Origin of the sequence: Gilliamella sp. B2887, assembly GCF_026537015.1 — a bacterium.
Taxonomy (GTDB): Bacteria; Pseudomonadota; Gammaproteobacteria; order Enterobacterales; family Orbaceae; genus Gilliamella.
In genome coordinates this window covers 15,139-27,779 of the sequence record NZ_JAFNMX010000010.1, presented here as the reverse complement: position 1 = coordinate 27,779, position 12,641 = coordinate 15,139, and the positions used below count along the sequence as shown (strand labels likewise).

Genomic DNA, 12,641 nt, shown 5'->3' with positions numbered 1-12,641 from the left:
TTATCATGGAAAATTTCAAAGTATCATCATTATCGATTAATAAACTGTTATTTGTTGCTGGCACAGGTTGGCTGTTTGATGCAATGGATATTGGGTTATTATCTTTTATTTTAGCCGCGTTAAAGCAAGATTGGGGGCTTTCCCCTGCTCAATTAGGTTGGATCGGCAGTGTTAACTCTATCGGCATGGCGGTTGGGGCATTTGTATTTGGTATTTATGCTGATCAAAAAGGGCGAAAATCGGCCTTTTTGTTCACCTTACTCATGTTTAGTATTGCCAGTGGATTAAGTGCCTTTGCATGGGGACTTGGTAGCTTACTTATATTACGATTTTTTATTGGTATGGGATTAGGTGGCGAATTGCCTGTTGCATCCACTCTGGTAAGTGAAAGTGTGGCACCAGAAGTACGCGGTAGGGTAGTTGTTTTATTGGAAAGTTTTTGGGCTATTGGTTGGGTACTTGCGGCATTGATTGCTTATTTTCTTATTCCTCTTCCAACCGTTGGCTGGCGAGGAGCGATGATAATTTGTGCTGCTCCTGCTTTTTATGCCCTTTATTTACGATTTAACTTACCTGATTCACCAACCTATATACAGTTAAATTCTGATGCCAAAAAAGATTCCATTTTGAATAAAATGCGGTCATTGTTATCTACAAAATTCCTTCGTCAAACATTAATGCTATGGATTGTTTGGTTTTGCGTAGTCTTTTCTTACTATGGCATGTTTTTATGGTTGCCAAGCGTTATGATGATAAAAGGGTTTGGTATGGTCAAAAGCTTTAAATATATTTTATTAATGACTCTTGCTCAGTTACCTGGTTATTTCACCGTTGCGTGGCTGATTGAACGTTTCGGGCGCAAATGGGTATTAGTTACCTATTTACTTGGTACATTAATAAGCGCTTATCTGTTTGGCGTTTCCGAATCTGCACATCAGTTATTCGTTTTTGGTGCATTACTTTCGTTCTTTAATTTAGGTGCATGGGGAGCGATGTACGCTTATACGCCAGAACAATACACAACCAATATTCGTGCGACGGGTGCTGGAATAGCGGCATCAATTGGTCGTATCGGCGGTATTTTAGGTCCGTTAATGGTAGGTTTATTAATGGCAAATAATGTATCAATTAGTCAGATTTTTGGGCTTTTTAGTTTATCGATCTTAGTAGCAATTATCAGTATTGTATTTTTAGGTTATGAAACGAAACAAACTAAACTAAACTAATTATTGTTAATTTTACAACTATCACCAATCGTTGAAATAAATTGATTTGTGTGGTTTTGATCGTACAAACCGATAAACCACACAATGCATTTTATAACTTAATGAATAATTAAAATATTCTACAGATGATGCAATCTCATCTGATTATCCCGTTAATTTGTTTTAGCGATAATGAGCTCTTTTGACCGAGATCGTGTAATTGCAGGCAATACTATACCTGACTATAATCATTTCAAAATCTTTAGAAAATTAAAAAGGGGACAATTTTGAAACTATCAGAAAAAGCTTTCCATTATTTAGGTATTATCGCAACGGCAGCTTCGTTATGTATGTATATTTCTTATATCCCGCAAATTATTGACAATCTTCATGGATTAAAATCTAATCCTACGCAACCCTTAGCTGCTGCGATCAACTGTTTACTGTGGGTATTTTATGGATTATTACGGGAAAAGAAAGATTGGCCAATTGCTATTGCTAATTCTCCTGGTGTAATATTTGGCTTTATTGCATTTTTAACCGCGTTATAAATTCTGGTGAGGTAATATGACAATCAATATTTGTATTGATTGTCGCTTATTTGTTGCTTTTTTCGTGAATTAAAAGGTTTATCATATCAATCCCAGTAAGTGAAAAATAATTAAATCGTTGCAATTAACTGTTTACTACAAATTTAAGTATTACAATAAGGATATGGATTGATTAATTTAAATATTAACTATTGAGAATTCTTGTTGCCTTTATGGTATTTTTCACCACTTTGAATAAGAATAATTATAATCAACAATCAATATTAATATGTGGTTGTTGCTTTTTTATTGCAATTTTTAGGATAAAAAGATTGACTCTTTAAAAAAAATAAGAAAAAAATACTTGCTTTTTCACCTGATATGTAATTGAAAATTTAAGTGGTCACTATTTGGCCTTTAAAAAATAATATTATAAATCAATATGATAAAGAGTTATCAACAGGTTTGTTAAATACTTATCAAATAGTATAGTGAATAATTTTGGGGATATATCATTAAAAAAATTTTATTAATGATTAATATTTGTCCATTGTAAAGAGTTTAATATACTATTATAGTAAAAGTGCTAATAATACTTTGATAAGGATTTAAATTTTAGGATTGATGGAACTTGTTATTCGAAGAAGTTGATGATATTAACCTTAAAGACTGGCTAATTTAAGCGAATCGTTGTTAAGTAGGTAATGACAAGACAAAAGGAATGAATATTATGACTGAGATAAATTTTTCAGATGACCTGATTAGAGAATTCATCTACTCCGTATATCGTAAAGAGGTATTGTTAAATTTAAAAGGCGTAGTATTAACTCAAGATGATCGTAAAAAATTGCACGAAAAAAGGGATTTTGTGAATAATTTATCGGAAGATGAGTTAAACGATATTCGTTCTTGGATTGTGAATAGATTGAAATTATTGGAAATTCAACACTTGTAAACGCTATTTCATTTTTTTATATTAGGCTTATCTTTATTTGCTTTTATAAACAATTATGTTTAACACAAATAGACAGATTCACCAATAATTTTATAATATTAGTAGTTGTATATTTAAAGGAAAGGAAATGAAAAAGTTAGTTTTGGTTCTTTCATTAGGTTTACCCGCGATGTCTATAGCATCTAATTGTGAGAACATTAGTGCCAATATAGCAGAAAAAATAAAAAATAATGGTGTTGCTCCTTCTAAATTTCAATTAAAACTTATACCAGTAGATCAAGCAGATCAACAAAATGAAGGTAAAATTGTTGGATCTTGTGATGGTGGTCAACAAAAAATTGTCTATGTGCGTTTTGAAGATATCTCCTTAACTACTGAATCAATCGAACAAACACCAACTACACAAGACCAAAATACTCAATCTGATACCTCAGCTCAACAAGAAGCTGCCCCCCCACCAACTATCAAAAATCAGGAACCTTAAATTGATTCAAATAATCGATATAGACGTTAATAGAATAAGTGCAATAAGTTAACTCTGCAAAGATTTCTAATAAACCTGCTGAACGGCAATGATAAAAATAAAGATTCATTTTTAGTCAAAAAATAGAAGAACAAATAAAGAGTAAAATTTCTTAATAAATTATTACTCATGTAAACGTTTCTCATTATTCCGAATGTTTTATTTATCTATGGTGCTATAGTCCGAAACTCTATCCGTAGCACCTGATTTGATTAATACCGACTAAGGGAGTTTAAAAGACGCTTTTTGTGCAAGTCTGTTTTACTCGTTAGTAACTGAGTTGTTAGAAAGGAGCTGTTATGTCATCGTTTTACTCACTTATTAAATCATGTCAAGCCGATTGGGATCATTATATTCAACATGAGTTTATCCAACGATTAGGCAAAGGAACATTAGATATCACTTGTTTTCAACATTATTTAAAACAGGACTATCTATTTTTATTCAATTTTTCTAGAGCTTGGGGGCTTGCTGTGTATAAAAGTCATGATCTTGCTGAAATGAAGCAATCTTTAAATAGTTTAAAAACCATCGTTGAAGTTGAACTTGATTTTCATATCGAATATTGTAAAAGATGGCGAATAACTGAAAATGAACTCAACACGTTAACAGAAGCCAGAGCAAATATGGCATATACACAGTATGTGCTTGATGTTGGATTAAAAGGTGATATTTTAGACTTACACATTGTATTGGCTCCTTGTTTAATCGGTTATGGCATGATTGCCAATTGGTTAAAAAAACAACATTGGTATAATGCGAAAAATAATCCATATTCCAGTTGGATCAAAATGTATGTTAGTAAGGAGTTTCAACAAGCAATGCAAAATGAAATTGCTTGGATTGATCAGCGCTTATTAAATATAGATACAAACCGCTTAGAACAGTTAAAGACACTATTTAAACATGCTACTCAACTTGAAGCTGATTTTTGGCAAATGGGGTTGGATAAGAGCTTTTAGTAATAAGCATACTTTACCATTTAAGGTAAAGTATGTTGATTGCAAACTAAAGAAGTTCTGTATAATTTTGTTTGGTTGATTCATCCCAAACGCTCGCTTGCACTTGACCGATATGTTTTTGTTGTAAAAGCAACATAACTAGACGAGATTGACCAATTCCGCCACCAATGGTTTGTAATAGTTCGCCATTGACTAAGGCTTGGTGCCAAGCAAATTGCAAACGATTCTCGTCACCAGTGATTTTCAATTGACGTTTTAATGTTTCTGAATCGACACGAATACCCATAGATGAAATTTCAAATGCACTATTCAAAACTGGATTCCAAACTAAAATATCACCATTTAATCCTTTAGAACCCATTTCATTATCCGTACTCCAATCATCATAATCCGGTGCGCGCACATCATGTTTTTCGTTATTTGATAATTTACCTCCAATACCAATTAAGAACACGGCACCAAGCTCTTTAGTTATGGAGTTTTCACGCTCTTTAGGTGATAAATTTGGATAACGTTTTAAAAGTTGCTCACTGTCCATAAACGTTATTGATTCAGGTAAAAATCGGGAGAGATGATATTTTTCCGATACTGCTTTTTCGGTCGCTTTAATAGCCGAATAAATTTTTTCAACAGTCCTTTTTAAATAGGTTAAAGTACGATCTTCTGGTCGGATTACTTTCTCCCAATCCCACTGATCTACATAAACGGAATGAATAGGTGAAAGACAATCTTCATCAGGACGTAGTGCTTTCATATTAGCATATAAGCCTTCTCCTATGGTAAAATGATGATTACTTAAAATTTTACGTTTCCATTTAGCGAGTGAATGTACCACTTCAAATTGGGCATTATTGATTGTTTTTACCCTAACTTGCACTGCATTTTCAGTGCCAGATAGGTTATCTTGTACACCATCACCAACTTTACTTAGTAGGGGGGCTTGTACTTCAATTAATGATAAGTTTTCAGCCAACTTCTCGGCAAAAAATTGTTTAACAAAGCTGATTCTTTGTTGTTGTTCTTTAAATGATATCTGCATGTTTAGTCTCTAATTATTTATAATTTGTATAGGTAAAGTAAACTAGAAAATAAAAATTTGCAAGGTACAATAAGCTAAATGCAAATAACAGCAATATTGCTCAACCAATTATGGTTTTTAATTAATCGATGATAGATAGTTTATTTTGTTAAATAACTTTCAGGTTAACCTTACGTTTCAGTAAAAAATCAATAAATAATTTTAATTAACTTTACGGTTATAAAGGAAAATATACTGTAGATCCAGTATAACCGTTTACTTTTAATATTAACTAATAAATTTAGCATAACAGACTTGTGTATTAGTTTGCATATAAAAAATTTCTTAACAAAGTTACATAAGAATGCCACCCAAAATATCAATAGTGGAAGCAATAAAGATCGTTAATACAGGGTTATTTCACTAACAATGAGAAGTAACACTATTAAAAATTGTTTGATAGTTAATGAACGATTAAATGATGTTTTAATTGCATAATTTAGCCGAAGTGTGTCTGTTCAGATGGACTCATAATTAATTCATCTCACCGCTTTGGCGGTTTTTTATTGCTCAACGCATCTAAATAAAATACTATTACAAAAAATAAGATTTAAGGTATGAAAAAATTTAATTATTTTTTCATCTGTTTTGGTTCGATAATAAATGGAAGTAAGGAATGAAAAATTTAATTGCTATCTCAATATTCACTCTAATGAGTTTCAATGCTTTTGCCAATGATAATGCAAAAAGATTAACTGAGTTGCTTATAAATGAAGATATTGCTGTTTTTAAAACAGACGGTGAATCAATTATTGGTGAAAAAATACCAACTGTATCTGTATCAGCTTTAAATGAAGAATTCAGTAATGACCTGATTAACTACGAAAAAACATACGATCAGAAGTTAGTTAATATCATAGCAGAAGCATCAGATGTTAAAACGGATTTAAATGGTAACCCATATATTATTGCAAGTGATGAGGATCCATCTGAATTTGTTGTTATCAAATTGAAAAATAAAGATGATATGCAGAGTATTATTAAGGGAAGTGAATTAGACTTAATTTGTTTAGGTATAAAAGACAACAAATTTCCGTCGTTAGAAAATTGCGTCACTACTGACAGTTATCTTCAAAACTTTCTTGAAAGGATAATGAATAATATCAGCCAACTAAAAGAAGGGGACGTTCCAAAAGATTTTTTTGAAGCGATTTATCTGAGTTTTAAAGAATTTGATATTCAGAATCCTAATAGATTAGATGAAAAAAAATTAGAAAATAACCCAGATGATATGAATGCTATCATCAAAATAGTAACGGATAGCATTAAAGATGACGCCAAACAATTTACAATGCCTCACCCATAAAAAAGCCCGAAAGGGCTTGATTCCAACAAATTGATTTTCATTTTACATTATTAAAAAATTGCCGCTTTATATTAACAGTAGACTTTTCTATGTTTTAAATTAACACAGTTTATGTTATCGGTATGTACATCAATTCATCACTTATACTATAATATCACGCAGTTTTTTTGTGTTCCTTGTATGTACAGGGATAAACCGTTTAGACGAAAAGAATAGTAATTGAAGCTATAGGTTCCCTGTTCATACAGGGATTATTAAATAAAAATTATTGAAGGGGCAATGTTCATCCCCCCCCCTTGTTTACTTACACGGGGGAATATTTTATTCTGCAAACTTATTTTTATGATCATACCGATTGTAGTGGATAGTATCACTCATTAAGTAGTTGTAGATTTCATCTACAATATCGATACCATTTTTTAAGTAATTCGCTTCGCGTTTTTTGCCTCGTTCACCAGGGAAAAAGATTTCACTGTTTCCTTTAGCTGGTTTGACCTGTTTAAGTTGGTTAAGCATTGCTGACATATTCTTTTTGAATGCTTCAATACCGATAAAATAATCGGGATTGATCACAATATGCAAATGCCCAAGATCGCGTCCTTTGGATAAATTGGCATACATTGATGATACGTTTTTACCAAATGGAAGGCCCAATAAAATGCCTGACAATATATCGACCATCATCATTAACCCATAACCTTTAGCATCTGCTATTGGTAACAAAGCGTTGACTTTATGGGGATCGGTTGTTGGTTCTCCCTGTTCGTCTACAGCCCAGGTTGGCGGAATCGGAACACCTTTGGAGCGAGCATAAAGTATTTTTCCCCAAGCTTGTACTGTGGTAGCCATGTCGAAGGAAACAAGGCGATCGTCGGCAGTTGGTGCAGCAAAGGCGATAGGATTAGTACCAAAAAACTCTTCTGCACCACCATAAGGTACAGCCATCGGATCAGATTGGCACATTGATATCGCAATTAGGTTTTCTTCAGCGGCCATTTCAGTAAAATAACAAAGTGAACCACTGTGTGACATACGACGAATACCTACCACTGCAATGCCATTTTTTTTCGCCATTGCTATTGCTTTGTCCATGCCAACTTTAGCGGCCACCAAACCGCAACCATTGTCAAAATCTAATATCCCACTGGCAGGCCCAGTTTCTTTGTAAGTGACATTAGGATTAGGAGTCATACCACCTTTGGCGATACGTTCGGCGTAATATTCAACTCGTACCGCACCATGTGAATGGATACCACGCGCATCAGCAAAGGATAGGGCATCGGCAGCAATATTAGCATGTTCATTTGTTAAACCTGCTTTATGCAGTTTTTTCGCGATTAAATTGTGTAAGGTTTGTCTATCAACTCTCATAGTAAAACTCCTGTCTTTTATCAATATGTTTATTTACTCATTACATTGTTGATTTGATGGGCTGACAATAGTGCCTTTACTGGTATCTAATAACGCTTCAATATCGGTCAAAGTGCCAATATAAGCCCTGCTTCCTGTCTTTTCGACAAATTCAATTACAGATTTTATTTTGGGACCCATCGCACCATCGTCAACAGCGAGTGGTTTTAGTTGTTTAGGGGTGACATGACGTAACGCAGTTTGGGCAGGTGTTCCCCAATTTTCATAAACTGCATCGGCATCGGTTAAGATCATCAGATGATCGGCCTTGAGTTGTGTTGCAAGTTTTGCAGCTGAATAATCTTTATCTATCACTGCTTCAATGCCTTTATAACCCTTTTCGTCTTTTATTACTGGAATACCTCCACCACCGTTACATATCACAATGGTATCATCGGTTAGTAATTTTTGTATGGTATCAATTTCAAGTATTGTCTTCGGTTTCGGTGATGGGACAACTCGACGAATATATTGTCCATCTTTCTTAAATGTCCAACCATATTGTGCTTCCAATTTTTGCTTCAAATCGGGTTGATAGACGGGGCCTATGTACTTAGTTGGATGCTTAAATGAGGGATCGTGCACATCGACTTCAACTTGTGTTAATAGTGTCACAACTTTATTAACTCTTTTATATTGTTGTAAGCTGCGCCCTATCATATAACCTAACATGCCTTGTGTCTGGGCAACTAAAATATCCAACGGGTAGGCAGTTATTTGAGTATAAGCCTGATTTTGTAGAGCCAATAATCCTACTTGTGGTCCATTGCCATGTACAATTACCAATCGATATCTACCAGCAAGTTTGGCAATAATTTTCGTTGTTGCATCTATATTTTCATATTGATGATCTACTGTTAAGAGTTGTTTGCGTTTAGCAATGGCATTACCGCCTAAAGCAATGACAATAAGTTCCATTTTGTTTCCTTAATCATTTTTTATGGTTGCTAGTTTTGTATTTATATTTCTATATCTCGATGGCAATCCTTAGAATAGATGTAACTTAATGGCTCTTTGCCAACAGAGTAGCAAGCTTGCAGTGCATAAGCACCCATAAAAATATAATCATCCTTTTTGACTGGTATCCACTCATTATCAAGCAAATATATACCCTCACCACTAAGTAAATATGCACCGTGCTCTTGAACATGTGTTTCAATGTACCCATGACTCGCGCCTGGTTTAAAAGTTAATATATGGAAGTTCATGTCAAAACCGAGCTCTTTAGGTAGTAGGTCTTGCACAAATACGTTATCCATATCTTCGTAACAGACGTAATCTAGCTTTTGAGCATGGTTGCTTACTATATGTGCTTGATGACCTACGAGCGATATATAACGGCGTTTATACAAAAATAGTCGTGACAATGGGACGTTATTTTGCAAATACAGTTTAACTCCTGCAGGACAGTATACATAGCCAGTTGTTTTAAGATTATAGGTTTGATCACCGGCTTTTACTGTCACTTCACCACTAATCACATAAACAAAAACTTCAATATCTTTACCGCCAAAACCTTGTTGATTTTTGCCATCTTGATGCATAGTGACAAGATAATCCACAAACGATGCCCCTAATTTTGGCGTGGATAGGATGGTAATGTCACAGTTTTCAAATCCTGGAATGATATTTTTGACTAATCCATCAGGCGGTATTAATGCGTAATTATGGCGTTTAATAATGGCTCTGGAGGCAAGTAAATCTTTTGGATAACCAGTGTTGTTATTGATATACCCCATTTTCATTCTCCTTGTAAAATGACGATTTTTTGACTATTTTTTATTGAATGTTTCGTTGATTTTTATTTAGGTAATAGCAATCCCAACTTATAAAAAGCAGTGATTTGTTTAACCGGCATAGGTATTTGGCCGGTAATGATGTTTATTGGTTGTTTGACATTTTTTTCGTATTGATCAGCATGAAGATTAGTGTAGCAACGACCAATATGCCGATGGCAACATAAAATCCAGTGATTTTAGTACCAGTAAGATCGGCTAAGTAACCAGTTAATGGCGGTGCAATTACTGATGAGCTCATGCCAAAAAAATTAAAGACACCAAAGGATGTGCCGTAATTGGATTTTGGCGCTGTTTCGGCAACATGTGAAATCAATATCGGTTCAACAGTGAGTTTGCCAAATAATCCATAAAACATTAATCCCGCAAGTAAAAAACTAATGGTTGTAGATTGTACGGTAATCAATAAGGTTGCAGCAGCAATCAGTTCTAATACGATAATGAAGAGTAGACGTTTACTTCTAAATTTATCAGATATTTTACTGATGATTAAGGCACCAGGTATTGCTGCGAAGGCTACCAATGATGACGCTGAACCAATACTTCCACCAGTAAATCCACGTTCAGTTTCCAAAAAGTTTGGTAACCAACTGACAATCATGTAGTATCCATAACATGTTGCAAAGTATATAATGTAAGAGGAAATCATTTGAATACTGAAGAAACGGTGTTTTTTCTCAGACTGAATGGGCGAAATTGTCGTTTGTTTATCGATTGTATTATTTATAATTTGTTGTTTTAATTTATGTTTTTCTTTTATAACAATAGCAAATCCTGCAACTAAGCAAAGTATTAAAGCTGCTATAATATAAAGCATGTATTCCCATGGCATACCCCATGATTTAACTAAAAAACTGGTAGCCAACAAACTTATGCCCATTCCTAAGGCCGACCCCGTATTGATAATTGCCGAAGCAAATCCACGATGTTCTGCTGGGATATTTTCGGCTGAAAGTGACCAGGCTGAACCATAATAAGAACCACAACCTAAGCCAGCTAATAAACTTCCAACATAAATCATTAATATGGAATGCGCATTACCGATGATTAAAGCGGCGATAGCAAATAATAAGAAACCGGGAATAACCACGGCTTTTTTACCAAACTTATCAACTAACATTCCTGCTGGAATTTGCATTGCGGTGTAAGCAAAAAAATAGCAACTAGCAATTAAACCTAATTCAGTATTGGATTGCGGACCTATAGTTTGTTGGACTTCCGGAAAGATAGCGGTAAGGACTGGACGATAGATCCACATTACAGTCCAACCAAGACACAATAAAACTACTATTTTATGCCAATATTGAATACCGCCTGCTTTAGCTATTGTGTTAACTGTTGTCATGCTAACTCCTCATTATTCTTGGTAAGCTAATTTATAAAGGGCATAGGTCAGCGCTTTTATACCTTCAACTAAGTCTACGGTTTTGGTATCTTCAGCGGTATTGTGGCTGATGCCTTTGATACTAGGTACAAACAGCATAGCGGTAGGTACCCGTGGAGCAAAAATTTGTGAATCATGTCCAGCACCACTGTGCATTACACGATAACTGAGCTTCTCTTTTTTGCAAATGTCTTCTAACATATGGATCAGTTTGTTGTTCATTGGTATTGGGTCTTCATCCATCCAGCGGTGGATCTCAATTTTAAGTCCTAGCTCTTTAGCAATACGTGTCATATCCGCTTCGATTTCTTCAGTAAATCTAATCAATTCGGTTTTATCAGTATGGCGACAATCCATAGTAAATAGCACTTCACCAGGCACGACGTTAACAACATTAGGTTTTGGTTCAACATGACCAAAAGTCAGCACTAAAGGATCGCCTACTTTTAGCGCTTTATTAATGGATTCATAACAGATACAACTAAAAGCATACACTGCATCTTGACGATAACCCATTGGTGTGGTGCCTGCATGGTTTGCTTCACCAATAAGTCTGATGTTATAGCGTCGTTGACCAACAATACTGGTTACAATGCCAATACTTTTTTGTTCTTTTTCAAGTACACCACCTTGTTCAATATGAATTTCTAAAAAAGCTTTAATATCGCTGCGTGCAGGTTGAGTACTAAATTGAAATCCACACGCTTGCATGGCATCAATAAATTTGATTCCTTTTTCATCAGTGATATTTTCCACATCTTTTTTGTTTGCAATCGCAAAAACATTTTTACTTCCCCAAAATACATATGGAAAGCGACTGCCTTCTTCTTCTGCCATTGAGATAAGTTCTAAGGAACGAAGTGGTTGACCGTAGTTTTCTTTCAAGTATTGCATGGCAAGTAGGGCGGCAATAATACCGAGTTGCCCATCTAGCTTTCCACCATTGACAACAGTATCAACATGCGAACCTGACATAATGATTTGATCTTTAAATTTACTACCTTCAAAGCGACCATATAAATTACCCACATCATCAAAATAGCTTTGCATACCAATATTTGTCATACGTTCTTTCAATGCATTTTGTGCTGCAAGCCATTGAGTTGTGTAAAGTAAACGCGTTGTTCCTCCTTGTTCAAGTCCCCCAAAACTGGATATCCACTCTACTGCATTTGCCACATCATCATGTAAGATTTTCATAAGCATCTACCTATTTTTAATCATTCTATTATTAATAATTATTCTGGTTATGTTTGATAAGTAACATACTATTAATAACAAATAATAATGTGATCAAACACTCTTTTTTAGTTTTATAAAATTTAATTAATTTAATGAGTTACTATTATAAAAAAATTTTTAACAATATCTTATAATAATGATTTATAAAGAATTTTTTTAGTATGATAAGTTATTGATTTGTGACATATAACCTATTTATTCTCAGTTTTTTTCGTAATATATAAATAGTGTGAAATTTTAAATTTGATAG

At 34.2% G+C, this 12,641-nt stretch carries 12 protein-coding genes; 6 read left to right on the top strand and 6 right to left on the bottom strand.

The window, feature by feature from the left end; all coding sequences use genetic code 11:
- Positions 1 to 5: 5 nt before the first annotated feature.
- The 5 genes from J3U13_RS08550 to tenA all read left to right on the top strand — a co-directional run bounded on the left by J3U13_RS08550 (position 6) and on the right by tenA (position 4,175).
- On the top strand, positions 6 to 1,226 hold the full coding sequence (locus J3U13_RS08550) for an MFS transporter (protein WP_267341459.1): 1,221 nt from the start codon (positions 6 to 8) through the stop codon (positions 1,224 to 1,226).
- Between the two features lie 266 nt (positions 1,227 to 1,492).
- Positions 1,493 to 1,756, top strand: coding sequence for a SemiSWEET family transporter (locus J3U13_RS08545; RefSeq protein WP_267341458.1), 264 nt, complete (start codon positions 1,493 to 1,495; stop codon positions 1,754 to 1,756).
- A 709-nt stretch (positions 1,757 to 2,465) separates the two neighbouring features.
- A complete protein-coding gene (locus J3U13_RS08540; RefSeq protein ID WP_267341457.1) occupies positions 2,466 to 2,690 on the top strand; it encodes a hypothetical protein in 225 nt (74 codons plus the stop codon).
- A gap of 127 nt (positions 2,691 to 2,817) precedes the next feature.
- Positions 2,818 to 3,174, top strand: a complete 357-nt coding sequence (locus tag J3U13_RS08535; protein WP_267341455.1) for a DUF1161 domain-containing protein — start codon at positions 2,818 to 2,820, stop codon at positions 3,172 to 3,174.
- 338 nt (positions 3,175 to 3,512) lie between these two features.
- Positions 3,513 to 4,175, top strand: coding sequence for a thiaminase II (tenA, locus tag J3U13_RS08530; protein ID WP_267341453.1), 663 nt, complete (start codon positions 3,513 to 3,515; stop codon positions 4,173 to 4,175).
- Between the two features lie 46 nt (positions 4,176 to 4,221).
- Here the strand turns inward: tenA and asnA are convergent, their stop codons facing one another.
- The gene (asnA, locus tag J3U13_RS08525; RefSeq protein WP_267341452.1) at positions 4,222 to 5,214 is read right to left on the bottom strand and encodes an aspartate--ammonia ligase; all 993 of its coding nucleotides are present in this window, start codon (positions 5,212 to 5,214) and stop codon (positions 4,222 to 4,224) included.
- Positions 5,215 to 5,869: 655 nt separating this feature from the next.
- Here asnA and J3U13_RS08520 point away from each other — a divergent pair.
- The gene (locus J3U13_RS08520; protein WP_267341451.1) at positions 5,870 to 6,559 is read left to right on the top strand and encodes an OB-fold protein; all 690 of its coding nucleotides are present in this window, start codon (positions 5,870 to 5,872) and stop codon (positions 6,557 to 6,559) included.
- 321 nt (positions 6,560 to 6,880) lie between these two features.
- On the opposite strand, the gene allD is transcribed toward J3U13_RS08520, so the two are convergent.
- The 5 genes from allD to allC form a co-directional block, all read right to left on the bottom strand.
- A complete protein-coding gene (allD, locus tag J3U13_RS08515) occupies positions 6,881 to 7,930 on the bottom strand; it encodes an ureidoglycolate dehydrogenase (protein WP_267341449.1) in 1,050 nt (349 codons plus the stop codon).
- A gap of 33 nt (positions 7,931 to 7,963) precedes the next feature.
- The gene (locus J3U13_RS08510; RefSeq protein ID WP_267341447.1) at positions 7,964 to 8,887 is read right to left on the bottom strand and encodes a carbamate kinase; all 924 of its coding nucleotides are present in this window, start codon (positions 8,885 to 8,887) and stop codon (positions 7,964 to 7,966) included.
- Positions 8,888 to 8,928: 41 nt separating this feature from the next.
- The gene (allE, locus tag J3U13_RS08505) at positions 8,929 to 9,708 is read right to left on the bottom strand and encodes a (S)-ureidoglycine aminohydrolase (RefSeq protein ID WP_267341446.1); all 780 of its coding nucleotides are present in this window, start codon (positions 9,706 to 9,708) and stop codon (positions 8,929 to 8,931) included.
- A gap of 142 nt (positions 9,709 to 9,850) precedes the next feature.
- Positions 9,851 to 11,110, bottom strand: a complete 1,260-nt coding sequence (locus tag J3U13_RS08500; RefSeq protein WP_267341444.1) for an MFS transporter — start codon at positions 11,108 to 11,110, stop codon at positions 9,851 to 9,853.
- A 12-nt stretch (positions 11,111 to 11,122) separates the two neighbouring features.
- Positions 11,123 to 12,349, bottom strand: a complete 1,227-nt coding sequence (gene allC / locus J3U13_RS08495) for an allantoate deiminase (protein WP_267341442.1) — start codon at positions 12,347 to 12,349, stop codon at positions 11,123 to 11,125.
- Between the last annotated feature and the right edge of the window lie 292 nt (positions 12,350 to 12,641).